This is a genomic window from Formosa algae (assembly GCF_001439665.1).
GTDB classification, from domain to species: domain Bacteria; phylum Bacteroidota; class Bacteroidia; order Flavobacteriales; family Flavobacteriaceae; genus Formosa; species Formosa algae.
In genome coordinates this window covers 39,477-66,430 of sequence record NZ_LMAK01000011.1, presented here as the reverse complement: position 1 = coordinate 66,430, position 26,954 = coordinate 39,477, and the positions used below count along the sequence as shown (strand labels likewise).

The following is a 26,954-nucleotide window of genomic DNA, read 5'->3' as shown; positions in this document are numbered from 1 at the left end:
GATGCGCATAGGAATTAATTGTTATCCTACATTTGGAGGAAGCGGCGTAGTAGCCACAGAATTGGGTTTAGAGTTAGCGAAACGCGGACACGAAATCCACTTTATTACTTATAATCAGCCAGTAAGGTTAGATTTGTTAAGCAATAAAGTTCATTTCCATGAAGTTAAAGTTCCAGAATATCCATTATTTCATTATCAACCTTATGAGTTGGCTTTATCTAGCAAAATGGTAGATATGGTGAAACTTCATAAAATTGAAATTCTACACGTGCATTACGCTATTCCCCATGCTTATGCTGCATTCATGGCAAAAAAAATGCTCGAACAAGAAGGTATTTATATTCCTGTGGTCACTACGCTTCACGGGACAGATATCACATTAGTAGGAAGTCATCCGTTTTATAAACCAGCAGTCTCTTTTAGTATCAATATGTCTGATGCTGTAACCTCTGTTTCAGAAAGTTTAAAAGAAGATACCTTTAGATTATTCGATATTAAAAAGGATATCAACGTCATTACTAATTTTATTGATATTGAAAAATATAAACATTCTTTCACCGACTGTCAGCGTGGTATGATGGCTCCAGATGATGAAAAAATTATAACTCACATTAGTAATTTAAGGCCCGTAAAGCGCATTTTAGATGTCATTAAGGTGTTTTATAACATTCAAAAAGAAATCCCCGCTAAACTCATGTTAATTGGAGATGGGCCGGATAAAGAAGATGCTGAAAACCTATGTGATGAATTAGGAATCACAGAAAAAGTAGTCTTTTTTGGGAGAAGTAATGAGATTGATAAAATTTTATGTTTTAGTGATTTATTTTTATTACCATCAGAAACAGAAAGTTTTGGTTTGGCAGCCTTAGAAGCTATGGCTTCAGGAGTGCCGGTAATCTCAAGTAATACCGGTGGAATACCAGAAGTAAACGTCAATGGTATTACAGGGTTTTTAAGTGATGTTGGCGATGTGGAAGATATGAGTAAAAATGCAATATATATTTTAAGTGATCCAGCACGTTTAAAACAATTTAAACAGAATGCTAAAGAGCGATCTTATATTTTCGATATTCATAACATCGTGCCACAATACGAAAAGCTATACGAGGAAACATTAGAAAAAAGTTTACAATTACTACCTTAATCGCATATTACATCACATACAACGCTTCAGTTTTTAATTAATCTGAAGCGTTTTTTTATGTATAAACTGTTTTTAAGAGAATTAGGTTGCTTGTTCTACTTACAATTTCTACATTTATTACCCCTTAACATAAGCACACTGACTTTACACTAATATGACTACAGCTGTTTCCTTCGATTTAAATACACTAAGCCAAGCCTTAGATGGTGAATTATTTTACGACGATTTAATGAAATCTATCTATGCTACAGATGCTTCGGTGTATAGACGATTGCCGTTGGCTATTGCTTACCCTAAACATGAACCAGATTTAAAGGTTTTAATCGCATTTGCTAACACGAATAAGGTAACATTAATACCAAGAACCGCAGGGACTTCTTTAGCAGGACAATGTGTTGGAGAAGGTATAGTTGTAGATGTATCTAAACATTTCACAAATATTATTTCGGTTAATAAAGCAGCACGTACTGTTACCGTACAACCTGGAATTGTAAAAGACTTTTTAAACTTACAATTAAAACCCTATGGTTTATTTTTCTCTCCAGACACATCTACATCTAACCGGTGTATGATAGGTGGTATGGTAGGAAATAACTCGTCTGGAACAACATCTATTCAATATGGTGTAACTCGGGATAAAGTATTGCAATTAAAAACCATTTTAAGTGATGGAAGTGAAGCTGTTTTCGGAAATCTAACACCAGAACAATTTCATAAAAAAACACTCTTAGATAATTTGGAAGGTGATATTTATAAAACAATTTATAATGAATTAAAACCTGAAGATGTTCGCACACATATTCATAAAGAGTTTCCTAAACCGGAAATTCATCGTAGAAATACAGGATATGCTATCGATAAATTGATTGATTCTGAAGTGTTTCACGAATCGTCTAAACCATTTAACATGTGTAATTTGTTATCTGGGAGCGAAGGGACTTTAGCGTTTTCAACAGAAATCACATTGCATTTAGATGTTTTGCCACCAACAGAGCGTATTATGGTTGCTGCACATTTTAAAAGTGTTGAAGATGCTTTAATTGCAACGACAACATGTATGCAACATCATTTATATATGTGTGAAATGATGGATAAGACTATTTTAGATTGTACTAAAAACAATTTAAAACAACAGGAAAACAGACAATTTGTGGTGGGCGATCCTGAAGCCATTTTAATGTGTGAACTAAAAAGTAATGACATAGACGATGTAAAGTTACAAGCAGAAGCATTAGTTAATGCATTACAAATAGAAGGTTTAAGTTACGCTAATGTGGTTTTAGAACTAGAGGATATCGATAAAGCTATTGAGTTGCGTAAAGCGGGCTTAGGTTTATTAGGTAATATTATTGGCGATAAAAAATCGGCTGCTTGTATAGAAGATACAGCTGTAGCTTTACCTGATTTTGCTAACTATATTAATGAGTTTACAGCCTTAATGAAAGGCTACAATCAGAAAGCCATTTATTATGCACATGCTGGTGCAGGCGAACTGCATTTACGTCCGGTTTTAAATTTAAAGTTAAGTGAAGATGTTGCTTTGTTTAGAAAAATAACCACCGATGTTGCACATTTAGTGAAGAAATACGGCGGATCAATGTCAGGAGAACATGGCGATGGAATTGTACGTGCAGAATTTATTCCGTTAATGATTGGTGAGGATAATTATACTATTGTTAAGCGTATTAAAACGGTTTTCGATCCGAATAACATCTTTAACGCGGGAAAAATTGTAGATGCATTTCCTATGGATGAGGCTTTACGTTATGTTCCAGATCGTAAAGAACCAGACATTAAAACATTGATGGATTTCTCTGCATCTGAAGGGATTTTAAGACAAGCAGAAAAATGTAATGGGAGCGGAGATTGTAGAAAACCAGCAGAATTAGGAGGTACCATGTGCCCAAGTTATCGCGCTACAAAAAATGAAAAAGACGTTACTCGCGCTCGAGCAAATGCATTACGCGAATTTTTAACACATACAGAACCTGGTAAAAATCCGTTTAATCATGAAGAACTAAAAGATATTTTAGATTTATGTTTAAGCTGTAAAGCCTGCTTTAATGAATGTCCGAGTACTGTAGATATTTCTACTATGAAATCGGAATTTTTATACCAATATCAGAAAGAAAACGGATTTAGTTTACGTTCTAAAATCTTTGCTTATAACAATAAAGCCAACCAATTGTCGACTCATGTTTCTGGATTGACAAATTTCTTTTTTAAGACGAAATTTACTTCTGATGTCATTAAAAAAGCTTTTGGTATTGCTGAAGAGCGAAGCATGCCGTTAGTCTCTTCTAAAAGTTTAAACAAACATATTAAATCTATTGAAAATAAGTTAGTTAAAAATAAAATTAAAACAATTCATTTCTTTGTAGATGAGTTCACAAACCTTTTAGATACTGAAATTGGTTTAGATGCTATTGCCTTATTACAAGGTTTAAATTATGAGTTAAAGTTTGTGAAACATGAAGAATCTGGACGAGCATTTATATCTAAAGGCTTTTTAGAGCAAGCTAAAGAATGTGCTACTAAAAATGTAAATACTTACAAAGATTTAATATCTGAAAACACTCCATTGGTAGGAATAGAACCTTCAGCAATATTTACGTTTAAAGATGAATATATTATGTTGGCGGAAGATAAAATCGCTGCAAAGCACATTGCAAAACACACTTTTTTAATTGAAGATTTTTTGTATGCTGAAATAGAAAAAGGAAACATTACAGCAGAACAATTTCATGCAGAAGAAAAAGTGATAAAAATTCATTCACACTGCCACCAGAAAGCCATGAGTAATCAATTATCTACATTCAAATTATTAAATCTACCTAAAGGATATAGAGCAACTATTATTCCTAGTGGTTGTTGTGGTATGGCTGGAAGTTTTGGGTACGAGAAAGAACATTATAAAGTAAGTATGGCTGTTGGAGAGCAAACGTTGTTTCCTGCCGTTAGAAAAGCAAAACCAGATGTGATTATCGCCGCAAACGGAACGAGTTGCCGTCATCAAATTAAAGATGGCACAGCTAAAGTAGCTCTACACCCTGTAACAATTTTAAGACGTGCTTTAATCTGATTTTTTCTTTTTAGCTTTCTTTTTCTTTTTATCTACTATAGTAATGGCAGCTATTAAATCTTGCATATCCATGTCTTTCAATGCTTCATCGACAAAAAAAGGGGATAATTTATCATGATTATAGTTGTAAATTTTCCAACGTTTAAATTGATATTCTAAAGCTGTAAAATTTTCAACCCAATCTCCTGAATTCAAATACATTGTCTTGCCGTACTTGTTTTCTTTGATTAACATTTTTGGTTGATGAATATGTCCGCAAATTACATAGTCATAACCTTGTTCTATGGCTAGATCTGTGGCTACAGCTTCGAAATCATTAATATATTTTATAGCGCCTTTCACACCATTTTTAATACGTTTAGATATTGAATATTTTTCTCGCCCCATTTTCTTTAATCCCCAATTGACAACCTGATTTATTAGAATTAAAAAATCGTAGCCATAGCCTCCAAGTTTGGCTAACCATTTTGCATTTTGAATAGAAACGTCGAAAATATCGCCATGAAAAAACCAAGCACTTTTTCCGTTTAGTTCAGTAATATATTTATCGACTATAGAAAAATTACCAATAGTAGAGTCGCTAAATCGTCTTAACATTTCGTCGTGATTTCCTGTAATATATATTACTTCTACACCATCTGAAGCCATATCCATAATTTTCTTGATGACTTGCATATGTGATTTTGGAAAATAGCGTTTGTTAAATTGCCAAACATCTATAATGTCTCCATTAAGAATGAGTTTGGTTGGATCAATACTATTTAAATACGCATACAGTTCTTTAGCATGACAACCAAATGTGCCTAAATGCACATCTGATATAACGGCGACTTCAATTTTTCGTTTAATTTTCAATAAAATAGGGGGTTACAGATTATTTTATACAAAATACCTAAACAAATGTTACTTAAACTTAAAGACCTAATTAATTAATAAATAGTTTTTTGTAAAGTTATTGTTACCATCTCTGTTCATTTTATTTAGCGATTCATCACATTCTATTTTATTTTTCGTAATAATAAATTTAAATTAGCAAAAAAATAGTATTTGTTATGGCTGGAAATTCCTTTGGAAAATTATTTAAACTGACCACTTTTGGTGAATCTCATGGTGTTGCGTTAGGAGGAATTCTAGACGGATGTCCTGCAGGAATCACTATAGATTTAGACGCTATACAAACTGAAATGAACCGTAGAAAACCTGGTCAATCTGCAATTGTAACACAACGAAAAGAACCAGACGAAGTAAAATTCTTATCAGGTATTTTTGAAGGTAAAACAACAGGAACTTCTATCGGATTTATTATTGAAAATTCTAATCAGAAATCCCACGATTATTCACATATAAAAGATTCGTTCCGTCCATCGCATGCAGATTATGTATACGAAAAGAAATATGGCGTTCGCGATTACAGAGGTGGAGGTCGTAGTTCTGCAAGAGAAACAGCTTGTCGTGTTGTGGCAGGTGCCGTTGCTAAACAAGTCTTAAAAGGTATAGAGTTTCATGCATTTACATCGTCTGTAGGCGATATCTTCATGGAAAAACCATACCAAGACATCGATTTTAAAAATATTGAAAGTAATATAGTGCGTTGTCCAGATGCAGATACTGCTGAAAAAATGATTTCTAGGATTAAAGAGATTAGAAAGGCAGGAGATACTATTGGAGGTACTGTAACTTGTGTGATAAAAAATGTTCCGCTTGGATTAGGAGAACCCGTATTCGATAAGTTACATGCCGAACTAGGAAAAGCCATGTTATCTATTAATGCGGTTAAAGGTTTTGAATATGGTAGTGGATTTTGTGGTGCTAAAATGAAAGGTAGCGATCATAACGACCTATATAATACAGACGGTACTACAAAAACAAACCTCTCTGGAGGTATACAAGGTGGTATTAGTAATGGTATGGATATTTATTTTAGAGTAGCCTTTAAACCAGTAGCAACCATAATGCAAACACAGGATACTATTGATAAAGACGGTAACATTGTTAAAATGGATGGAAAAGGAAGACATGATCCATGTGTTGTTCCAAGAGCCGTGCCTATAGTAGAAGCCATGGCTGCATTAGTAATCGCAGATTATTTATTGTTAGATAAAGTCTATCAATAAATTTATATATTTAAATCATCATTTTTTTAAGATTGAATACACTTGTTTGGTCGCTTAATTGCCGACATGACATTATATTTTCAATCTTTTGTTAAACTTATAAGTTCACTAAATTAATAATATTAAAACACACTAAAATTACACTATGAAGAAACTCGCATTACATTGGCAAATTTTATTAGGAATGGTTTTAGGGGTTGTTTTCGCCTTATTAATGAATCAATTTGAATGGGGAGCAACATTTATTGCACATTGGGTTAAGCCTTTTGGAAACATGTTTATAAATGCCTTAAAACTTATAGCAGTACCATTAATTTTAGCCTCTTTAATAAAAGGAGTTTCAGATTTAAAGGATATTTCTAAACTCTCTAAAATGGGAGGAAAAACCATTGGAACTTATATTATTACTACTGTAATTGCAGTCTGTATTGGTTTAGCTATTGTAAATATTATTAAACCAGGTCATTCAATCACTGAGGAAACAAGAGCTCAACTTGTAGAAAATTATAAAAGTGATGCAGATTCTAGAATAGAACAAGCTCAGAAACAAAAACAAGCAGGACCATTACAAGCTTTAGAAGATATTGTACCAAGTAATATTTTTCAAGCCGCATCTGATAATGGAAATATGCTTCAGGTGATTTTCTTTGCTATTTTCTTTGGTATTGGATTAATACTTATTCCTGAAGAACAAGCTAAACCTGTAAAAGAATTCTTTGATGGCTTCAACGAAGTCATTTTAAAACTGATTGACATTATTATGTTAGCCGCGCCTTATGGTGTATTCGCTTTACTAGCGGCCCTGGTTGTGGAAGCGCCTAGTGCCGATTTATTTAAAGCCTTAGGATGGTATGCATTTAGTGTTGTTTTAGGTTTAATGATTATGATGATTGCCTATTCCATAATTGTATACATTTTTACTAAACGTACTCCTAAATTCTTTTTTAATGGGATTTCGCCAGCACAATTACTTGCCTTTTCAACCAGTAGTAGTGCTGCCACTTTACCCTTAACCATGGAACGTGTAGAAGAACATCTAGGAGTAGAAGAAGAAGTAGCGAGTTTTGTGTTACCTATTGGAGCAACTATTAATATGGATGGTACCAGTTTATACCAAGCCATTGCAGCCGTATTTATCGCACAAGCTTTTGGTATAGAATTAAGTTTAGCTGCTCAATTGGGAATTATTGTTACAGCCACTTTATCGTCTATAGGTAGTGCAGCTGTCCCTGGAGCAGGTATGGTTATGTTAGTGATTGTTCTTGCACAAGCAGGAATTCCTGAAGCTGGTTTAGCACTAATTTTTGCGGTAGACAGACCTTTAGATATGTGTCGTACAACTGTAAATATCACTGGCGATGCAGCCGTGTCTATGCTTGTTGCACATTCAGAAGGCAGATTAGGCGAACCAAAAGTTAAAGATTGGGACGATAATTATAAAAAATCCAAACAATAAGAATCTTAATTCTTTTTATTCTTACAAAACATACAAACAGCTTTATGTCAAACTCTTACATGAAGCTGTTTTAAGTTTTAATTTAATATTTTAAAAATCTAACGTCAGCTTGTAAATTCTAAAACACTTAACAAAACGTTAAAAATAATATTATAACTAACCGATTGTTTAGTTTTGTGCTATGTTTAAGACTTTTATCAAGTAATACTAATAATACGCGTAATCCCCTTTACAACTAAATTAATGTCACTAAACCTTCTGCTCAACCGCAGAAGGTTTATTTATTTTATAACATAGTGTAATTTTTGGATCTAAATATAGACTACTTTATAAAGATGTAATTCAACACATATAAGACTTTAAAAAATGACTAAAAAATTAAAAATAGATATCGTTTCAGATGTGGTTTGTCCTTGGTGTACTATAGGTTATAAACGTCTTGAAAAAGCCATTTCAGAATTAGGCGTTGAAGATCAAATAGAAATTGAATGGCAACCATTTGAGTTAAACCCTAAAATGCCAGCAGAAGGTCAGAATGTTCAAGAACATATTGAGGAAAAATATGGTGCTTCTATAGAACAACAGAAAGCGTCTCAGGAACAAATGGCAGATGCTGGTGAAGCGCTTGGTTTCACTTTTGATTATTACGATGACATGCGTATGGTAAATACGTTTGAAGCTCATATTTTACTTGACTATGCTAAACAATTTGGTAAACAAACCGAATTAAAGATGCGATTAACAGCGTCTTTCTTTAGTGAAAGAAAAGATGTATCGGACAGAGCTATACTCAAACAAGCCTTATTAGACGTAGGTTTGAATGCGGAAGATGGTTTGGCTTTATTAGATAATGAAAACGCGCGTAACACGGTTAGAACAGAAGAAGCTTATTGGCAAAATATGGGGGTAACTTCTGTACCCACAATTGTATTTAATAGAACAAGTGCTGTAACTGGGGCACAGCCTATAAGTGTGTTTAAGGATGTTTTAAAAGACATGTTGCAAACCACCTAGTAACAAACGTTATATAAATAAAAAAGCCTCATATTTAGTATGAGGCTTTTTTTATGAGTTTTTAAAAAGGCTTAATTTTTTAAAGCTTTCTTGATCTTTTTAGCATATTCAGCAGCGTTACTACTAATATTTGTAGGGTTTTCAAGACTAGATGTTACAACTGCTACAAGTTGTTTTCCATCTTCTTCGTCTAAATTATAAGCCACTGTTTCTATTACATACGTTTTAACAGTTGTAGTCGTAGATGTCATAGGCATATAGCTTCCAGTACTTACATATGTCATTGGGTGACTGTAGTAACCGTAAAATCCACCGTAGTAACCAGGATAAAAAGCACCATAAGAAGCACCAGCGTAATAACCACCATCTGTAGAAGTTCTAGTTGCTTCAGAGTAATCTTTTACAACACTTAAAACAATACCATCAAAACCTTCTCTTTTAATCGTCTCAACTAGAGTTTTAGTTTGAGCTTCATCTAATTTTCTATCAGGATCTATATTTGGTAATTTTTTAAAACTTTCTGTCGCTTTAAAATCACTATCACGTAATTGGTTTGCTATTTCTTCTTCAAAGGCAATACGTGCTTGTTTATTGTCTGTACGAGCAATGACTAAAATATTTTTTTCTTTTAAAGAAGGTGCGTTGTCTCCTTTCCAAGAGTCTAATACTTTAACACTAGAACAACTACTTAAAACTAAAGCTACTGCAAGTATTAAAAATGAATAATTTGATGTTTTCATAAACGTTTTAAATTAAATAATTTGATTTATTATAATATTCAAATGTATAAGGTTCTAAGTTTATTTAAAAGAAAAAACTTAGAATAGTTATGCTTTAAGTTAAGAATTTAACTTTTAAGGCTTTAGTTGGTATCATACAGGCTTCTTTCTTTCCATACCAACGGTATCTGTTTTTAGCAATAAAATCGTAAACATAATCTCTAATAAATTTTGGAATTATTAAAAACACACTTAGTAAATTTATTGGAAACTGTAACTGAGCTGCGATTCGCAATGCTGCAGTAGATTTTGTATATAACCTACGTTTAGGGGTAAATAATAAGATAGAATCTGTCTTCTCTGTGTCTATCTTAAAGGATGATATTATAGGTTTGGCTGTTTCGCCTTGAAGTGTGGTAAACAAAAAGACGTTTTTCTTATCGTGTTTAATGATAAACTGTACAGAACTATCGCATAAATTACATACACCGTCAAAGAGGACAAGTTTTTGATTTGCGTTAAGAGTAGTCATAATATTATCATTAAGTTTTAATTAAAATATATAGCCTATAGCAATACCATATCTAAACGACAAAGCTGAAAATTTTGAACTCCGATTTACTTTAGAAAACTTAAAATCTGAATTTATCAAATCTAATAATGTATAATCCTCTAAGGCAGTATTTAAATGGTCATAAAACGCGTCTGGTAAATCCTTTTCGTTCTTAAATTTAAATTTATAATGACCTGTTCCCGGACCAGCAATCATAAAATCAATATTAAAGTGTTTAGAAATAGGTAATTTATAACCAAACATTAATCCTACAGAGGATACTGTAGCACTCATATCAAATTCGAAAGTGTAGTGTTCACCTTCACGGCTTATATAATCGCCATCAAAATCACTATTGTAATTAGAATATTTTAGATAGGCCCCAAAATAAAAACCTGTTAAAGGTTTACGAGCTGTATTTTTGATATAATATCTGATTTCCGGAATGATTTGAAATCCGGTATAAAAAATTTCATCGGTTTTAATATAATCACCATTAAGCCCAGAAATTTTTACAAGACCTTCTTTGCCTTTATAACCAACGCCTAAATTTGCACTGATGTTTTTCCAGATATAACGTTCATAAGAAAATTGATAAACACCATTAATAACCTGTGGAATTTCAAATGAGATTTCATTTTTATAATTAGGATACATGGTATTGGTATCATAATTCACATCTTGAGCTTGTAAATTATAACAACATAACCCTAAGGTAATTAAGAAATAAAATGCAGTTTTCATAATTTAATAATATGTACTTAAATTACAAAATAAATTTATAACAAGTACCGTATAGATTTACTTTTTAGCTTCTACAAGTTCTAATTGATCTAAATTGACATTCGTTGTAAAAATGCCATAATTTACAATGGCTTTATTTTTTTCAATAATATCAATACTTCCCACAGCTTTCCCATCTATTAAACGCACACGATCTCCAATCTTTAAAGCAACTTTAGGTTTTGGTTTTTCTATCGCTTTTTGTTTTGCAATTTTCTTTTTCTGACGAATAACTTCAACTTTCTTTTCTGCTTCTTGTACTACTTTTTGTGTCTTCGCTTTCTGAACCTTTTTTTCTTTGGCTGTTACACGTTTACGTTTAGAATTTTCAATCTGAACCACTTTAAATACTTCATCTAACATGGCTTTCTTGCGCTTGTTTTCAAAATATTTTTCTGAAATATCATTAAGTTTCTGTCCTAAATAAATCAAACGCTGATTACTATCATATAACTCTTGATAGCTTTCAAGCTTACGTTGAATTTTTGTATTAATTTCTTCTAATTTTTCGGCCTCAGATAATTTTTTCTGCTCGTTTACTTTAAGCGAACGTTCTGTTTTTTCTAATTTATTACGTTCCTTTTGAAGTTTAGCAATTGTAGCATCAAAACGCACTTTACTGCCCTCAATTTTCTTTTTAGCTTTATTGATTAAACTGTAAGGAATACCGTTTTTCTGAGCAACCTCAAATGTAAACGAACTTCCGGCTTGCCCTAAAACCAATTTAAATATAGGCTCTAACGTTTTATTATTGAATTGCATATTGGCATTTTGCATATGTGGCAATTCGTTGGCTAGAATTTTAAGGTTGGAGTAGTGGGTTGTAATAATACCATAAGCCTCCCGTTCATAAAACTCTTCTAAAAACGTTTCTGCTAGTGCACCACCTAATTCAGGATCACTTCCGGTACCAAATTCATCTATTAAAAACAACGTTCTGCTATTACACTTTTTCAAGAAATAGTTCATTTGTTTTAATCGGTAACTATAGGTACTTAAATGATTTTCTATAGATTGATTATCTCCAATATCACTTAATACACGATCGAAAACATAGGTTTTACTACGTTCGTGTACAGGTATTAACATTCCACTTTGTAGCATCACTTGTAATAAACCAACCGTTTTTAAGGTGATACTTTTACCACCTGCATTAGGTCCTGAGATGACAATAATTCTATTGTCTTCATTTAACGTAATGGTTTGTGGGTAAGTAGTTTTATTCTTTTTAGTATTTGTTAAATATAATAATGGGTGATAGGCATCTCTTAAAAACATATGACGCTCTTCTGTGATTTCAGGAAGAATGGCATTTAAAGATTTTGCATATTGCGATTTTGCAGCAATAAGATCTATATTGATTAAAAAAGATTGATAATCTTGAAGTAAGGTGATAAACGGACGAATAAAATTGGTTAAATCTTTAAGAATTTTTACAATTTCTTCTTTTTCTTCAAACTGTAAATTGTGTAATTCGCGCGTATATTTTAAAGTAGCTTCTGGTTCTATAAATACAATACTTCCGGTTTTACTACTTCCCATTATAGAGCCTTTAACTTTACGTCTATACATGGCTTTAACGGCTAAAACACGTTTGTTTTCTACAACAGATTCACGAATATCATCCAGATAATCAAATCCCTGATACATATTTAAAGCGGAAGTAAAACTTTGATTGATCTGCCCTTTTAACTTGTTCATAGATTGCCTTAACTCGTACAATAAAGGGGAAGCATTATTTTTTATTTCGCCAAAACGATCTACAATAGCATTAATTTTTTCAATAATTACTTTTGTAATCTCTATATGTGAAGCACTCTGATATAGATTAGGATAATACTCCTCAAACTTTTTTAAAAAGACGATGATTTCGTTTGTTGTTTGAGAAATGGTCACAATCTTTTTGAGACTATGGACTTCTAAATAGGTGTTTTCAATTTTTAGAAGTTTTAATTCTTTAGTGATTTCATCAAACCCATGATTAGGTATACGGTTATCGTTATAAAAGGACGATACATATTCATGAGTTAATTGAAGCTCGTGTATGACGTCTTCTTTGTGTTTAAAAGGAGAAATTTCTAAAGCAGCCTGATGACCTAAAGCAGTGATACAATATTCACTAACTTGTTCTAAAACAGTTTGAAATTCTAAATCTTGTAAGGTTTTTTTATGAATGTTTATCATCCTAAATTTTGAGACTTTTAAAAAGAAGCAAATTTAAGGAAATAAATAGGTTATCGTGACTAAATATAGACTGAAATTGTTAATACTATCATGATGAAAATTAATAGCATTCCAAATAATGGCATAACAAAACGTAACCATTTATTGAAACCAATTTTTACTATGGCTAGAGAAGCTAAAATTAATCCTGTTGGATTTATAAAAGCAAATAATCCCATTCCAAATTGATAAGCATTAACTACTAAATCTCTGCCAATACCAACACCATCTGCTAAAGGCGCCATAATGGGCATGGTTAAAACTGCCATTCCTGAAGATGAAGGAATAAAAAACGATAATGCACTATAAATGTAGAGCATAGCATTAATAAATATCCCTTTGTTCATGCCTTCTGTTAGCGAACTTGCATAAAACAATAAAGAATCACTAATTAGGCCATCTTCCATTAAAACTGTTACACCACGAGCAATGCCAATAATAAAAGCTACACCTAATAAATCATTGGCTCCTTTTATAAAGGTATCTACAAAGACAGCTTCTTTAATACGTGCAATTATACCAATAATAACAGCGCCTACAAGGAACACGGTTGTCATTTCTAAAAACCACCAATCTAATTGAGACACCCCATAAATCATGACCACAAAACACATTAAAAACAGCACTAAAATAATTTTATATTTAAGTGTTAAACGTAGCGCATTATCTAAACTTGTTATCGGAAATTGATTTTCAATCTCTGTCTTCTGATCGTAAATAATAGATTTAGTAGGATCGGTTTTTACTTGTTGCGCATATCTAATAATATATATTAAACAAATAATTAAACCTAAACCCAAAACAACTAATCGTGTAGTAAGTCCTGTTGTCCAATTTATCCCAGCAGCATCAGATGCTATAATGGTACAAAACGGATTTACAGTTGAAGCTAACGTACCAATACATGATCCAATATAAATAGAGGCCAATGCCACCATAGCATCATATTTAGCCGCTAAAAATACAGGGATTAAAATAGGGTAGAAGGCTATGGTTTCTTCGGCCAGACCAAATGTTGTACCTCCAATAGCAATGAGTGATGTTATAACAATAATAAGAATATATTCTCGACCTTTTAAGGTTTGCGCTAAAGCAGAAATTCCCGCTTCAAATGCTCCACTAAAATTCATAATTCCAATAAATCCTCCTATAATTAATACAAAGAGTATAACGTCTATGGCTTCCATAATACCTTTAATAGGCGATTGAATAAAAGCCATGACACCTTGTGGTTGAGCATCTAAAGTATGGTATGTATTTGGTATGCTAATGGGTTTCCAAATATCTCCATTTTTAAATTTTTCTATCGGAATCTTAATATCAAAATGCTCTAAGGTTTCTTGAGTGGCCGCTAATTCTACGGTTTCAGTCTTTTTAACTTGTGTAAATGTATCTGAATCTTTGTTATAGCTTAATCTATCGTATTTACCGGCAGGAATAATATAAGTTAATAAAGCAACAACGGCTGCTATTAGAAGTAAAACAGTTAAAGCTGTTGGGAATTGAATGGCTTTCATAAAAGACATTTTTAATTTTTTATAAGTGGAAAGGTAACACTATTTTTACGTTTGAACTTTCAAGATTATAAATTATGCAGAAAAATATAAACCCAGATTGGCTTTCTCTTTTACAAGAAGAATTTGACAAACCTTACTTTATTGACTTATGGCGTTTTGTAGAAGAAGAATATGCTGCTCATGTATGTTATCCGCCAAAAATCGAAATTTTTAATGCGTTTAATGCTTGTGCTCTTAAAGATGTTAAAGTTGTTATTTTGGGGCAAGACCCATATCATGGTCCTGGACAAGCCAATGGTTTGTGTTTCTCTGTGGCAGATGGTATCTCACATCCGCCTTCACTGAAAAATATATTTAAAGAAATTGAATCGGATATAGGAAAATCTTATCCTGAAAGTGGAAACTTAGAACGTTGGGCTAAACAAGGTGTATTACTTTTAAATGCTACTTTAACGGTAAGGGAACATGAAGCCGGTAGTCATCAGAAAAAAGGTTGGGAAACATTCACAAACCGTGTCATATCTCTTATAAATTCTAAAACGGAAGGCGTTGTGTTTTTATTATGGGGTGGGTATGCAAAGCAAAAATCTAAATTAATAGATTCAGAAAAACATCACATTTTAACGTCCGGACATCCATCACCTTTAAGTGCGAATAGAGGATATTGGTTTGGTAATAAACATTTTAGTAAAACTAACTCCCTGTTGCAGCGTAATACACAGTCTCAGGTGAATTGGTAGCTGATTTTTCTGGAGTAATGTTTTTAACAGAATCTATTTTCTTTGTTTTTAAAACGGCACTTGTTTTATTACAACTGAAAATTAATAACAATACATTTATTATTATTAATCCGCATATAATTGTAGAAATGGTTAGTATCATGTATAAAGTAGTTGGGATAATAAAATTAAGAATTACTTTTTAAATGACCTAATTTTTAAATGTTAATTGATGTAATCGATTTAATTTTGAACGCTTTTAAATTCAAAAAATGAATAGAATTTTAAACTATAAGCTTAAAATTCTATTCAGTGTATATGAAATCAATCGTTCTACTAATAGTCCTGGATTTTCACTAAACTGTCCAGTAGCACGATTAGCGATAATGGCATTTAACGATAACGCATTATGACCTAAAAGTGCAGACAAGCCATAAATAGCTGCCGTTTCCATTTCAAAATTCACCACTTTTAATCCGTCATAATCAAAATCGTGTAAGCGGTCGTTAAGAATAGGATCTTCTGTAGTTAATCTCAATACTCTGCCTTGCGGACCATAAAAACCACTTGCTGTAGCTGTTACGCCAGAATTTGTCTCTTCAGAAGCAAAAATAGCTTCTAAAGTTTTACTATTTTGAATTAAAACGGGATGAGATTTATTTGAATTCCATTTTGTAAATGCTACAAAAGCATCTTCAAAAGGTTTATGTCTTATACGTTCAATATCATAAAAATGAAGCATTCCAGAAAAATCTAAGCCGTAAGCACTTAATGCAAAAGAATCTACAGGGACTTCTTTTTGCAAAGAACCAGACGTTCCTACACGAATAATATTTAACGATGTTAAGTCTGTTTTTAATGTACGTGTTTCAAAATCGATATTTACTAGGGCATCTAATTCGTTTAATACAATATCTATATTATCGCAACCAATTCCTGTAGATACCACACTAAGGCGTTTGCCTTTATATACGCCTGTTTCTGTTTTAAATTCTCTTTTTTGTATGGAGTATTCAACCGTATCAAAATGTTTAGAAATTTTACTCACACGATCTTGATCTCCAACCAATATAATGGTATTGGCAATATGTTCAGGTCTTAAATTTAAATGATAAACACTACCATCTGGATTTAAAATTAATTCAGAGTCTTTAATTGGCATAATCTGTAGCTTTTACTAGTTTATTTAATTTGGTATCAAAATTAAAGTCTTTTTTATGTACACCGCCATAAACCATTTGGTCAGAAATCTCTGCTTCATAATTTTTTTCATTATTTAGAGCTTTCAGTCCATCTTCATTTAACGCTAAATATTCATCAGTTTCTGAGAAAAACATAGACAGTCTATCAATAATACGTTCAAATTGTAAATCACCATAACCATAATAGCCTTGGTAATTTAAGGCATAGCCTAATAAATGATTTCTAGAATGAATTTCTCTGCAATTAATAATTTTAAGAATATTAAGTTCTAATTCACTTAAACCATTTAAAGAATTAGGAAAACGTTGCAAGTGTGCTTTTAAACAATTACTTAAATAATCGAAAGATGAGTGTTTAACAATATAAGGTTTTAATAAATTATGATCTTTGCCATTGTAAAGTTGCCATAAGGTTCTTGCTAAATCGATATCGTCTGCAGTTAATCTTACGCGAGCTTCATAATGATCTGTAAGTTGAGAAGAACTTAATTCTGAAAGGCCTTTTAAATCCTTTACACCATGAACACGACCACTACAGACTAAAAAAACAGGTAATTTAATTTTTTTCTGAACTAGTAAACTAATTACAGCAATGAGGTTAATATGACAAAATAAATCGTATTCAAACCACAGTATAATTTCGTTATAACACTCGGCACAATCTAGCTTATCTAAGTCTTGTTTAACTTTTATTATATCTGCCTCGATGTCGTAAAATTCTTGTAAGAACTGTTGCCTGACTTGAATAAATTTACTCGAGTTAATATCTTCTATAGTTGGACCTTCGCATAGCATTTCGTGCCATGTTAGAATATCGCCTTCAAATTCTAGTTCGTTTAGGTAGGTAGTAAGCGAGCTACCATTTGTAATGTGTAAAGTTTTAGCTCCCATAATTAACCTCCAACGCGTTTAACATTAAACCCTTTTTCTTTTAAGATTGCCATAATTTTATCACGGTAATCGCCTTGGATGATTATTTTATCGTCTTTAAAACTTCCCCCAACACTTAATTCTTTTTTAAGGTCTTTTGCCAGTGTTTTAAAATCTTCTGTAGCACCTGTATACCCTTCAAGTATCGTTATAGGTTTCCCTTTTCTCTTTTCGTATTTACAACTAATAGGATCGTCTTGAATCCATAAATTAGATTCGACATTAGTAGTATCTTGTGGTGTTTCTTCGTGTTCGGGAAACAGGTTTTTAAGTTGATCTTTTAAATCCATAGCAAGGACAATATATTACTTTTTTATTAAACCCAATTCTACTAAGCGTTCATGTAAAAATGCGCCTGCAGTAATATCTTCAAATTGTTTCGGATTTTCATCATCAATACACTTATCTAAAACATCTAATTTCATGTCACTTATAGGGTGCATAAAAAATGGAATTGAATAACGAGACGTGCCCCACAATTCTTTAGGTGGATTAATAACACGGTGAATGGTAGATTTTAATTTGTTATTGGTATGTCTAGATAACATATCTCCAACATTTATCATTAATTCGTCTGCTTGTGCAATGGCATCTATCCATTCGCCTTCATGGTTTTGTACTTGTAAGCCACGACCTTGAGCTCCCATTAATAAAGTAATTAAATTAATGTCTCCATGTGCTGCTGCACGAACAGCTTCTTTAGGTTCTGTATGGATAGGAGGATAGTGAATTGGACGTAAAATAGAATTACCATTTTTAATATAGCCATCAAAATAAGTTTCTTCTAGGCCTAAGTATAATGCTAATGCTCTTAATACATATTGTGCGGTTTTTTCAAGCATTTTAAAAGCTTCTTCACCAACAGCATTAAATTTTTCAAGTTCAGAAACCATCACATTATCTGGGTATTCCTGAGCTAATTTGTCATCGTCTTCTACATATTGTCCAAAGTGCCAAAATTCTTTTAAATCGCCTTCTTTTTTCCCTTTAGCATGTTCTTTTCCAAAAGAGGTATATCCACGTTGACCACCAATACCTTCAATTTCGTATTTCGCTTTTACATCTTCAGATAAATCAAAAAAGGATTTTACTTCAGAATATAAATCTGACACCAATTGCTCATCTAAAAAATGACCTTTTAAAGCTACAAAACCTATGTCTTCATAAGCTTTACCTATTTGGTCTACAAATTGTTGTTTCTTAATGGGATTATTAGAAATAAAATCGTTTAAATCTACACTAGGGATACTATTCATATATATCAGTTTTACTACGCTATTTCTACAAATGTACAAAAACAATAGTAGTATTTTAAAAACAATTTTGTGATGGTATTAGGATTACAGTACAACTAGAATCTCATTTACTTTTACATGTATTTAAATAGAACGCCATCTATTTTAAAGTATTCTTATTTTTAACTAATTAAAATAAAGCATACTATATTGTTTAACAAATAGTTATATTTAGTGTCTAACCAAAAAGTTAATTGCTATGAAACTGTATTTTAAACTCATTATTCCTCTTTTATTAGGCTTTATAAGTTGTAAAGAGGAAAGTAACATGCCGCCAGATCTGGCTCTAAAACCACCTATGGCGAGTATTAAACCCGATACTTTAATCACTCATGGCGATGTGCGTATAGATAATTATTTTTGGATGCGTTTGTCTGATAAACAGAAAAATGCAGATACTTTAGACCAGCAAACACAAGATGTTGTATCGTATTTAAATGCAGAAAACGACTATCTGAAAGCAGTAATGAGTGATACAGATTCCTTGCAGACTGTATTGTTTGAGGAAATTAAAAACAGGATTAAGAAAGATGATGCTTCTGTTCCCGTTACTAATAATGGCTATTCTTATTACACCCGCTATGAAGCCGGAAATGATTATGCTTATTATTGTAGAAAAAAACTAGGAGAAACTAAAGAAGACATTATTTTAAATGGTCCAGAATTATCAAAAGATCATGCGTATTTCGGACTTGGAAGTCAAGATGTAAGTATCAATAATGAATTAATGGCTTATGCTATAGATACAATTTCAAGACGGCAGTACACCATTTATTTTAAAGATTTAAAAACCGGTAAGCTGCTAAAAGATAAATTAGATAACACCACAGGAAGTGCAGTTTGGGCTAATGATAATAAAACAGTCTTCTACACCACTAAAGATCCTGAAACTTTACGCTCTAATAAAATATTTAAACATGTTTTAGGAACAACTCAAGCCGATGATGTTTTGGTTTACGAAGAAAAAGACGACACCTTTAGAAGTTTTGTTTTTAAATCGAAATCTAATGCTTACATATTTATAGGAAGCTTTCATACTTTATATACAGAATATCGATTTTTAGATGCCAATACACCAAATGATACGTGGAAGGTGGTGCAACCAAGAACAGAAAACTTAGAGTATTATGTCGATCATTATGCCAATCATTTTTACATTCGTACTAATGACGATGGCGCTAAAAACTTTAAATTGGTAGAAACGCCAATTCATGCCACAGAAAAATCGAATTGGGTAGATGTTATTCCACATCGAGACGACGTGCTTATTGAAGATTTCGATTTATTTAAAAATCATTTAGTTGTTAGCGAACGAAAAGCAGGTTTACCAACTATTAGAGTGATGAAGTGGAGTGGAGGCGAGCACTATATTTCCTTTAACGACCCAACATATTTAGCTTATACCACGTCTAATTTAGAGTTTGACACCAATATATTAAGATATGGGTATACATCTTTAACGACTCCTAATAGTACTTTCGATTATAATATGGATAGTAAGGAGCAGGTCTTATTAAAACAAGAAGAAGTATTGGACTCTAATTTTTCTCCAGATCATTATATTTCAGAACGGCTTTATGCTACAGCTACAGATGGTACACAAGTGCCGATTTCTATAGTCTATAAAAAAGGAATCACTAAAGATGGTTCTAATCCGTTGCTTTTGTATGCATACGGCTCTTACGGCTCTAATTCCGATCCGTATTTTAGTTCCAGTAACTTAAGTTTATTAGATCGTGGATTTGTATATGCTATTGCTCATGTTCGTGGCGGACAAGAATTAGGACGTGATTGGTATGAGGATGGAAAATTATTAAAAAAGAAAAATACATTTACAGATTTTATTAATTGTGGAGAATTTTTAATAGCCGAAGGTTTTACAAGTGCAGACCATTTATATGCCTATGGCGGAAGTGCTGGAGGTCTATTAATGGGTGCTATTGTGAATATGAAACCAGAGTTATGGAACGGTGTGATTGCTGCCGTACCATTTGTGGATATTGTATCTACCATGCTCGATGAAAGTATTCCCTTAACAACTTTTGAATTTGATGAGTGGGGAAATCCAAAAAATAAAACATATTACGATTATATGAAATCATATTCCCCTTACGATAATGTTGAAGCAAAAGCCTATCCAAACCTATTAATTACAACAGGATATTGGGATAGCCAAGTGCAATATTGGGAACCAGCAAAATGGATAGCAAAATTACGAGCACTTAAAACAGATGATAATCTATTAATTATGGACTGTAATATGGAGGTTGGTCATGGAGGTGCATCCGGACGTTTTGAACGCTTTAAACAAAAAGCACTTCAATTTGCATTTCTACTTAAAGCAGAAAATCAAACTTAATTGCGTTTACACATACAGTAGTAAATAGATATAATAATCGTATTAAAAGTCTGAATGTATGTTCAGACTTTTAATCTTTTAAGGCATTAGGTTTTAATTAACATTAAATATTAACACTTTTTAGGAATGATTGTTGTTAGGTTTAGAATTAAAAAATTATTTTTGGATAGATTAATTCACCCTAATGAAACACGTTTTTATACCTCTTACTTTTTTATGCATCTCAACATCTGTTTGGTCTCAGATAGATGACAAGCCACAATTATCTTTAAGCATACCTGCTATTGAGAGTGAAAATGGTAAAGCGACAGAAACAAATAGTTTAAACATTGAGCCATTAGAAGCTCCAACTGTAAACGAACTAGATGCTTCAAACAAAGTTAATGGGTTAACAGTCTCTAAACGTGATAATTTAAATGTAGAAGAAGAATTTTCTATGTTTAATAAGAAGAAATTTGCCAATCCTGCAGAATTATTTCAAGATAATTTATCTAAACAACTAGAAATGCCAAACACTGAAGCGGTGAATCCTAATGCCGTTGGTAGTTTAGTCGATCAGTATTTTGGAGATTTCGAAACAAAATCGGGGAAAGTCAATATCATTTATCGAGATCATCAAGCATTTGATGGTGATAGAGTGATGGTGTATGTTAACGACGATATTATTAAATCTAACGTTTTACTTACAAGTGGCTTTAGTGGTATTACCGTAGACTTGCAACCAGGACTAAATAAAATAGAGTTTCAAGCTTTAAACACAGGGAGTTCTGGACCAAATACAGCCGAATTTAGAATTTTAGATGACGATGGTAATTTCATTGCAGGAAACACTTGGAACTTAGCCAAAGGCGTAAAAGGTTCCATTATTATTGTAAAACAACAGTAATTTTTAGACTCTTCCAGACCGCTTTAACATACAAAAACTAATTTTTACTTAACTATTTAATAAAATAGTTTTTTGTCTTGTGTTAATCAAATCCAAATACTTACATTATATTTGTAAAAATATGATTTACTTTAATTTATTTTCTTTAAGTTAAAGTACTCATTTCAAATAACATAATCTTCAATTTAAAACAAGTAGTAATTTATGGCTAAGTCTCAACAGACGTACAATAAAATCGAAAAAGAAAAAGCACGTCAAAAAAAGCGTGAAGAAAAATTAAAGAAAAAAGAAGCTCGTAAGGCCGAATCTAAAGACAGTCAAGGTATTCAATTTGCCTATGTAGATCAATATGGTAATTTAACAGATACGCCACCAGATCCATCTGAAAAAATTAAAGTAGAAGCAGAAGATATCGTTTTAGGAATTCCTAAGAAGGATGATAGTGATATTGAAGAAGTAGATCCAATACGTAAAGGGAAGGTTTCCTTTTTTGATAGCTCTAAAGGCTTTGGATTTATTATTGATGCAGAAAATTCTGAAAAATATTTCTGTCACGTAAGCGGATTATTGGATACTATCATTGAAAATGATAAAGTTCAATTTGAATTAGAACGTGGAATGAAAGGAATGAATGCGGTGCGAGTTAAGAAAATTTAACCTTAACCGCATTCATTTATTTTTTATTATTATCTCTATTGTATCTTTCTCTTAACAAACCATTGCCCAGCTAAACTAATGTTTAGTGTAAGCATGTGATAATTTTCTTGAATAAGGCCATCATAAACTTGGCCTTTTTTGCCGTATGTATAGGCTACGTTAAGCATTGAAAACCCATCGTATCTTAACGGAATACCCAATCCTAAGTTAAGACCGTAATTATGAATTTTCTTATCGCTAATTTCTAGGTTACCTGAGTCGTAATTAAATCCAGCACGGTATTCTACTGTATTCCAAAATTTCAATTGATTTCCATTAGGGTCAAATTCTACTCCTAATCCAAAAATGTTTTGATCTACAAACGTTCCTAGTTGATCTGTTTGGTCTGTATCATTCCAAAACTTCTTAGTATAGTCTACAGAAACACTAACTTGTTCTTTAAATTTTGTTTGTACACCAAAGCCTACTTCTAAAGGCAATTTAAAATCGTCTAAGTCTTTTTCATATTCAATATCACTATCGTAAAATTGAGATACTGTACGGTTTTGAGTCCCGTCTAATAAGCTTGGAAAAGTAACCACGGTACCTACAGTAACATTACTTACGGGTTGGTATTGTATACCAGCTCCAAATTGAAATCCAGAATAGCTGTTCGTATCGTAAATAGTTAAGGTATTAGAACCTATATAGTCTATTTCATTTTCTATAATCTGACCAAATAATACAGATCCAGTAGCACCAACATTAAGATTGTCTAATAATTTATAACCGTAGTTTAATTTTAAGTTATTTAAACCTCCAGAACCTTCTATATTACTTATAAAATATCCAGTAGAACCTTCAATATCTGTTTCAATATTCGAAAGGCTATACCCAACACTAGTGTAAGGAATTAACGTAAGACTTACTCCAGATTTTTTTGTTACAGGAAAAGCAAATGCCATGTTGGAAAAGTTTGCTACATTTTTAGTGTCTTTATTTCCTCCTTCTATTTGTACACCATATTCCGATTTTAAGCCCACATCAAAGAAAAATGTTTTTAAAGGAATAGTCGCCATAGAAGCAGGGTTTAAGTTGTTTATAAACGTGCTTGAACTATTTGCTATACCTGTATTACCTAATCCTGAAGTTTTCCCTGTGTTAGACGTATTAAAAGTTCCCATTCCAAATAACGAATAAGGAGAACTTGATAATGAATTACTTTGTGAAAAAACAGCAGTAGATATAAAAAGGCAAAGTGCAGTTATTAATTTTGATATATTATTAATATTCATATTCATCGTCGTATAATGCATAGTTTAATTCTAATGTTGCTTTTAAATCCGATTCGTCTGAATCTTCTCCTTCTAAAATATATCTATCTACAGATTCATTGAATCCTTGACATGTAAATCCTAGAATTAAATTTTGTGGGTTTACTTCATTTAATTTTAAATCCAGAAAGTATTTTATAGATATGACATAGGTAACATAGTCATTATTTAATTCATCTTCTACCTGAAGTCCGTAAACAACACTTCCTGTATAATCTACCAGTTGTGTAGATGTATCATTAAACTGATCTATAATATATACATTCAACGAATCTCTTACAGATAAGTTGTCTGTATTAGAATTATGCTTTAAAGATATTCTCAAGTTCGCATCCATAATAGATCCAGAACCATTTAGCGTGTTTATGGTTTCTATATAAGGAATATCTACTCGAGTCGCTAAACCGCTACCGCCTTGTATGTAGGTAAGGTTATCTGTTTCTGTGCTTGAAATTTCGTCAGATTGATCGACTAAACTACTTAAATCTGGATTGGTTGTAGTTTGCGTTATGTTATGGAAACTCGCGGAAGAGTTAAACGTTAAGTCGTAATAATACTCATCGTCTTCAACCACATCTGGTATAGAATAATAAATACGTAATTTAGAATCTGTTGCAATTCCTAAAACAGCAGAGTTACTAGCATCAGATACTATAGAGATACCATAATATTTTTGAGTAAACTCGTCTGTATTATTAATTTCGTTATCCTGAATATCTTCAAAAATTTCTTTACCAAATGCATTGTTTAAGGTAAAGTGAATAGAATCTTCACGAATAGGAGTAGGTAAGAAGTCTATACTACCAATAGAAGTAGTCTCTGTTTTAAATGTTGTGGTATTATAAAAATAACTCGCATCATCGTCTGGAGTAATTTCTTCTAAAACCTTATACACATTAAATTTTTGTCTTGATAATGTATCGTTGTAATAATAATCTGTATAGTTTAATAGTAAAGCTACAGAGTCAAAAACAGCATCTTCATCAATATCAAAATCATCTGTGTAGAGTTCAAAATACGGTGTAGCTTCTATACGTCCTAAAATAGGATCTGTATAGGCTCCCATAATGTATCTGCTATTTCCTGTAATAGCTAAAGAGTCAAATTTATAAGTAGATGTTTCTACAGAAAATGTGTCTATGTAAAACACTTTTGTGCCATTATTAATCCAATCTTCACCTACATCAGAAACAGATGTGGTATCTGCTTCACAAGACGCTAAAAGGGTTATAAAACAACACGCGCAGAAGAGCGCTCTAAAAAAAATAGAATTCATATTTCAATTTTAAAATCTTGCGAACTTAACATCTTATAATTTAGATGTGAAAATTGTTAGACAAAACCCTATAATATATCTTCAAACTGTTACATTTACACTATTATATAGTATAACCCTATTCATCGAGTGTGAAACAGTGTTTGTATAGACAAATGCTTAGCCTATCTACTTTATTTTTTAGCACCTTGTATAGCGTGTAAATTTGAAGATCTAATTTAATACAAAGTTGACAACTAAAATTAAGTCGACAATAAATTATAATAAATGATTCTAAATATGATTAAAAATTCAACAAAAGTTTTAGTGTTGTGTGCACTAGCATTAAGTCTGTTTAACTGTTCTAGTGATGATGATAACGATAGAGGAAACTGGATAGAACGCTCTGTATTCGATGGTGTACCACGTAGTAATGTCGTTGGTTTTGTTATAGATGAATTAGGTTATATGGGTACTGGATACGACGGAGATGATTATTTAGTTGATTTCTGGCAATATAATATCGCTGGTGACTACTGGGTACAAAAAGCAGATTTCCCTGGTACAGAAAGAAGTTCTGCTACAGGATTTGCACTTGATGGTTTAGGTTACTTAGGTACTGGATATGATGGTGTAGACGAATTAACAGATTTCTGGTCTTACAATCCAGGTTCAAACTCTTGGACACAAAAAGCAGATTTCTTAGGAGGTGTGAGACAAGCAGCTATCGGATTCGGAATTAGCGGTACAGGTTATATTGGTACGGGTTACGATGGAGATAACGATAGAAAAGATTTTTACAAATACGATCCAACTTCAGATACTTGGTCTGAGTTAGTAGGATTTGGAGGTGAAAAACGTCGTTTTGGAACAACGTTCACAATTGGAGATAAAGTATACATCGGAACAGGTGTAAGTAATGGTTTATATAAAACTGATTTCTGGGAATTTGATCCTAGCACAGAAGTGTTTACTAGTAAATTAGACTTAGATGAAGAAGATGACTATAGCATTACAAGATCTAACGCTGTTGGATTTACTGTAGATGGTTTAGGATATATTGTTTCTGGATATAATGGTGGTGTTTTAAACAGTACTTGGGAATACGATCCAGGAACAGACGAGTGGGAAGACATTACAGGACTTGAAGGATATTCTCGTCAAGATGCTTTAGCATTCTCTACTGGTACAAGAGCTTTCGTCCTTTTAGGAAGAAGTGGAAGTTTATACTTAGATGATAACTATGAGTTGTTTCCTCAAGAGGATTACGACGACGAAGATTAATTATTGTTAACCTGTAATAATAAGGTTACTATTAATTGTTTGTTTTTTAATTTGTTTATTTTAAATCCCAAGATATAGTGATGCATATCTTGGGATTAAATTAATAATTATATGAAGAATGTTTTAAAATTTGCTTTCGGGATTGGTTTAATAGCTATTATAGTTGTTATATTTTTCCAAACAAATGAAAGTTCATCTTCAGATTATACTACACGAGTTTACCCTGTAAATTCTGGTTTTGGATACGAAATTAGCATTCACAATAAAGTTTTAATTAAACAGGATAATATTCCTGCTATCCAAAATGAAATTCCTTTTTGCAACGAAGACAATGCAAATACTATTGCCTCTTTAGTAGTTAGTAAACTTGAAAACAAGATTGCTCCTACAATTTCTAAAGCTGAATTAAAAGAAAATAAGATTATTTTAAATTGTTTAAATTAGCCATA

General features: G+C 32.2%; 23 protein-coding genes. 11 read left to right on the top strand and 12 right to left on the bottom strand.

Annotated features, from left to right (window positions below):
• Position 1 precedes the first annotated feature (1 nt).
• Positions 2 to 1,144: an N-acetyl-alpha-D-glucosaminyl L-malate synthase BshA gene (gene bshA / locus AST99_RS03835; RefSeq protein ID WP_057779342.1), complete on the top strand. Its 1,143-nt coding sequence runs from the start codon at positions 2 to 4 to the stop codon at positions 1,142 to 1,144.
• A 154-nt stretch (positions 1,145 to 1,298) separates the two neighbouring features.
• Positions 1,299 to 4,226, top strand: coding sequence for an FAD-binding and (Fe-S)-binding domain-containing protein (locus AST99_RS03830; RefSeq protein ID WP_057779339.1), 2,928 nt, complete (start codon positions 1,299 to 1,301; stop codon positions 4,224 to 4,226).
• Here the strand turns inward: AST99_RS03830 and AST99_RS03825 are convergent.
• A complete protein-coding gene (locus AST99_RS03825) occupies positions 4,218 to 5,081 on the bottom strand; it encodes a UDP-2,3-diacylglucosamine diphosphatase (RefSeq protein WP_057779336.1) in 864 nt (287 codons plus the stop codon). The genes AST99_RS03830 and AST99_RS03825 overlap by 9 nt on opposite strands.
• A gap of 197 nt (positions 5,082 to 5,278) precedes the next feature.
• On the opposite strand from AST99_RS03825, the gene aroC reads away from it, so the two are divergent.
• The 3 genes from aroC (at position 5,279) to AST99_RS03810 (ending at position 8,810) form a co-directional block, all read left to right on the top strand.
• Positions 5,279 to 6,340, top strand: coding sequence for a chorismate synthase (gene aroC / locus AST99_RS03820; RefSeq protein ID WP_057779332.1), 1,062 nt, complete (start codon positions 5,279 to 5,281; stop codon positions 6,338 to 6,340).
• A gap of 145 nt (positions 6,341 to 6,485) precedes the next feature.
• Positions 6,486 to 7,796 carry a dicarboxylate/amino acid:cation symporter gene (locus tag AST99_RS03815; protein WP_057779329.1) on the top strand — a complete coding sequence of 437 codons (1,311 nt, stop codon included), beginning with the start codon at positions 6,486 to 6,488 and terminating at the stop codon, positions 7,794 to 7,796.
• 366 nt (positions 7,797 to 8,162) lie between these two features.
• Positions 8,163 to 8,810 (top strand): DsbA family oxidoreductase, encoded by a 648-nt coding sequence (locus tag AST99_RS03810; protein ID WP_057779327.1) that lies wholly within the window; start codon positions 8,163 to 8,165, stop codon positions 8,808 to 8,810.
• A gap of 71 nt (positions 8,811 to 8,881) precedes the next feature.
• Here AST99_RS03810 and AST99_RS03805 read toward each other — a convergent pair whose 3' ends face one another.
• From AST99_RS03805 to AST99_RS03785, 5 genes are all read right to left on the bottom strand, one after another.
• The gene (locus tag AST99_RS03805; RefSeq protein WP_057779325.1) at positions 8,882 to 9,550 is read right to left on the bottom strand and encodes a hypothetical protein; all 669 of its coding nucleotides are present in this window, start codon (positions 9,548 to 9,550) and stop codon (positions 8,882 to 8,884) included.
• 94 nt (positions 9,551 to 9,644) lie between these two features.
• On the bottom strand, positions 9,645 to 10,061 hold the full coding sequence (locus AST99_RS03800; protein WP_057779323.1) for a thiol-disulfide oxidoreductase DCC family protein: 417 nt from the start codon (positions 10,059 to 10,061) through the stop codon (positions 9,645 to 9,647).
• Positions 10,062 to 10,082: 21 nt separating this feature from the next.
• Complete coding sequence (locus AST99_RS03795) at positions 10,083 to 10,826, bottom strand: DUF3575 domain-containing protein (protein ID WP_057779321.1); 744 nt, start codon at positions 10,824 to 10,826, stop codon at positions 10,083 to 10,085.
• Positions 10,827 to 10,883: 57 nt separating this feature from the next.
• Complete coding sequence (locus AST99_RS03790) at positions 10,884 to 13,049, bottom strand: endonuclease MutS2 (protein ID WP_057779320.1); 2,166 nt, start codon at positions 13,047 to 13,049, stop codon at positions 10,884 to 10,886.
• Between the two features lie 59 nt (positions 13,050 to 13,108).
• Positions 13,109 to 14,605 carry a YfcC family protein gene (locus tag AST99_RS03785; protein ID WP_057779664.1) on the bottom strand — a complete coding sequence of 499 codons (1,497 nt, stop codon included), beginning with the start codon at positions 14,603 to 14,605 and terminating at the stop codon, positions 13,109 to 13,111.
• A gap of 74 nt (positions 14,606 to 14,679) precedes the next feature.
• Between AST99_RS03785 and ung the strand changes: the two genes are divergently transcribed.
• Positions 14,680 to 15,345, top strand: a complete 666-nt coding sequence (gene ung, locus AST99_RS03780) for a uracil-DNA glycosylase (protein ID WP_057779318.1) — start codon at positions 14,680 to 14,682, stop codon at positions 15,343 to 15,345.
• A 268-nt stretch (positions 15,346 to 15,613) separates the two neighbouring features.
• Here the strand turns inward: ung and AST99_RS03770 are convergent, their stop codons facing one another.
• Genes AST99_RS03770 through AST99_RS03755 form a run of 4 tightly spaced genes read right to left on the bottom strand, consistent with a single transcriptional unit; the run spans position 15,614 to position 18,712 of the window.
• Positions 15,614 to 16,486: a nucleoside phosphorylase gene (locus AST99_RS03770; RefSeq protein WP_057779314.1), complete on the bottom strand. Its 873-nt coding sequence runs from the start codon at positions 16,484 to 16,486 to the stop codon at positions 15,614 to 15,616.
• Positions 16,476 to 17,417, bottom strand: coding sequence for a DUF1835 domain-containing protein (locus tag AST99_RS03765; protein WP_057779312.1), 942 nt, complete (start codon positions 17,415 to 17,417; stop codon positions 16,476 to 16,478). The genes AST99_RS03770 and AST99_RS03765 overlap by 11 nt, the downstream gene beginning before the upstream one ends.
• A 2-nt stretch (positions 17,418 to 17,419) precedes the next feature.
• The gene (locus AST99_RS03760; RefSeq protein WP_057779310.1) at positions 17,420 to 17,746 is read right to left on the bottom strand and encodes a translation initiation factor; all 327 of its coding nucleotides are present in this window, start codon (positions 17,744 to 17,746) and stop codon (positions 17,420 to 17,422) included.
• A gap of 15 nt (positions 17,747 to 17,761) precedes the next feature.
• On the bottom strand, positions 17,762 to 18,712 hold the full coding sequence (locus tag AST99_RS03755; protein ID WP_057779308.1) for an isopenicillin N synthase family dioxygenase: 951 nt from the start codon (positions 18,710 to 18,712) through the stop codon (positions 17,762 to 17,764).
• Between the two features lie 238 nt (positions 18,713 to 18,950).
• Between AST99_RS03755 and AST99_RS03750 the strand changes: the two genes are divergently transcribed.
• The 3 genes from AST99_RS03750 to AST99_RS03740 all read left to right on the top strand — a co-directional run bounded on the left by AST99_RS03750 (position 18,951) and on the right by AST99_RS03740 (position 22,653).
• Positions 18,951 to 21,110, top strand: coding sequence for a S9 family peptidase (locus AST99_RS03750; RefSeq protein ID WP_057779307.1), 2,160 nt, complete (start codon positions 18,951 to 18,953; stop codon positions 21,108 to 21,110).
• Positions 21,111 to 21,294: 184 nt separating this feature from the next.
• Positions 21,295 to 21,996: a hypothetical protein gene (locus tag AST99_RS03745; protein WP_057779305.1), complete on the top strand. Its 702-nt coding sequence runs from the start codon at positions 21,295 to 21,297 to the stop codon at positions 21,994 to 21,996.
• A 204-nt stretch (positions 21,997 to 22,200) separates the two neighbouring features.
• On the top strand, positions 22,201 to 22,653 hold the full coding sequence (locus AST99_RS03740; protein WP_057779303.1) for a cold-shock protein: 453 nt from the start codon (positions 22,201 to 22,203) through the stop codon (positions 22,651 to 22,653).
• A 35-nt stretch (positions 22,654 to 22,688) separates the two neighbouring features.
• Here the strand turns inward: AST99_RS03740 and bamG are convergent, their stop codons facing one another.
• Complete coding sequence (gene bamG, locus AST99_RS03735) at positions 22,689 to 23,927, bottom strand: BamG family beta-barrel-assembly machinery protein (protein WP_069727800.1); 1,239 nt, start codon at positions 23,925 to 23,927, stop codon at positions 22,689 to 22,691.
• On the bottom strand, positions 23,917 to 25,242 hold the full coding sequence (locus AST99_RS03730) for a DUF4270 family protein (protein ID WP_057779299.1): 1,326 nt from the start codon (positions 25,240 to 25,242) through the stop codon (positions 23,917 to 23,919). The genes bamG and AST99_RS03730 overlap by 11 nt, the downstream gene beginning before the upstream one ends.
• Before the next feature lie 279 nt (positions 25,243 to 25,521).
• Between AST99_RS03730 and AST99_RS03725 the strand changes: the two genes are divergently transcribed.
• Entirely contained in the window at positions 25,522 to 26,505 is a 984-nt protein-coding gene (locus AST99_RS03725) for a Kelch repeat-containing protein (RefSeq protein WP_057779296.1), read from the top strand.
• 111 nt (positions 26,506 to 26,616) lie between these two features.
• On the top strand, positions 26,617 to 26,949 hold the full coding sequence (locus AST99_RS03720) for a DUF4907 domain-containing protein (RefSeq protein ID WP_057779294.1): 333 nt from the start codon (positions 26,617 to 26,619) through the stop codon (positions 26,947 to 26,949).
• Positions 26,950 to 26,954 lie beyond the last annotated feature (5 nt).

Coding starts and splice junctions, on each gene's coding strand:
- AST99_RS03740 (WP_057779303.1), top strand. CDS start 22,201: ATGGCTAAGTCTCAACAGACGTACAATAAAATCGAAAAAGAAAAAGCA.
- AST99_RS03830 (WP_057779339.1), top strand. CDS start 1,299: ATGACTACAGCTGTTTCCTTCGATTTAAATACACTAAGCCAAGCCTTA.
- bamG (WP_069727800.1), bottom strand. CDS start 23,927: ATGAATATTAATAATATATCAAAATTAATAACTGCACTTTGCCTTTTT.
- AST99_RS03805 (WP_057779325.1), bottom strand. CDS start 9,550: ATGAAAACATCAAATTATTCATTTTTAATACTTGCAGTAGCTTTAGTT.
- bshA (WP_057779342.1), top strand. CDS start 2: ATGCGCATAGGAATTAATTGTTATCCTACATTTGGAGGAAGCGGCGTA.
- AST99_RS03810 (WP_057779327.1), top strand. CDS start 8,163: ATGACTAAAAAATTAAAAATAGATATCGTTTCAGATGTGGTTTGTCCT.
- AST99_RS03765 (WP_057779312.1), bottom strand. CDS start 17,417: ATGGGAGCTAAAACTTTACACATTACAAATGGTAGCTCGCTTACTACC.
- AST99_RS03795 (WP_057779321.1), bottom strand. CDS start 10,826: ATGAAAACTGCATTTTATTTCTTAATTACCTTAGGGTTATGTTGTTAT.
- AST99_RS03770 (WP_057779314.1), bottom strand. CDS start 16,486: ATGCCAATTAAAGACTCTGAATTAATTTTAAATCCAGATGGTAGTGTT.
- AST99_RS03790 (WP_057779320.1), bottom strand. CDS start 13,049: ATGATAAACATTCATAAAAAAACCTTACAAGATTTAGAATTTCAAACT.
- AST99_RS03745 (WP_057779305.1), top strand. CDS start 21,295: ATGAAACACGTTTTTATACCTCTTACTTTTTTATGCATCTCAACATCT.
- AST99_RS03760 (WP_057779310.1), bottom strand. CDS start 17,746: ATGGATTTAAAAGATCAACTTAAAAACCTGTTTCCCGAACACGAAGAA.
- AST99_RS03755 (WP_057779308.1), bottom strand. CDS start 18,712: ATGAATAGTATCCCTAGTGTAGATTTAAACGATTTTATTTCTAATAAT.
- AST99_RS03750 (WP_057779307.1), top strand. CDS start 18,951: ATGAAACTGTATTTTAAACTCATTATTCCTCTTTTATTAGGCTTTATA.
- aroC (WP_057779332.1), top strand. CDS start 5,279: ATGGCTGGAAATTCCTTTGGAAAATTATTTAAACTGACCACTTTTGGT.
- AST99_RS03730 (WP_057779299.1), bottom strand. CDS start 25,242: ATGAATTCTATTTTTTTTAGAGCGCTCTTCTGCGCGTGTTGTTTTATA.
- AST99_RS03785 (WP_057779664.1), bottom strand. CDS start 14,605: ATGAAAGCCATTCAATTCCCAACAGCTTTAACTGTTTTACTTCTAATA.
- AST99_RS03720 (WP_057779294.1), top strand. CDS start 26,617: ATGAAGAATGTTTTAAAATTTGCTTTCGGGATTGGTTTAATAGCTATT.
- AST99_RS03725 (WP_057779296.1), top strand. CDS start 25,522: ATGATTAAAAATTCAACAAAAGTTTTAGTGTTGTGTGCACTAGCATTA.
- AST99_RS03800 (WP_057779323.1), bottom strand. CDS start 10,061: ATGACTACTCTTAACGCAAATCAAAAACTTGTCCTCTTTGACGGTGTA.
- AST99_RS03815 (WP_057779329.1), top strand. CDS start 6,486: ATGAAGAAACTCGCATTACATTGGCAAATTTTATTAGGAATGGTTTTA.
- ung (WP_057779318.1), top strand. CDS start 14,680: ATGCAGAAAAATATAAACCCAGATTGGCTTTCTCTTTTACAAGAAGAA.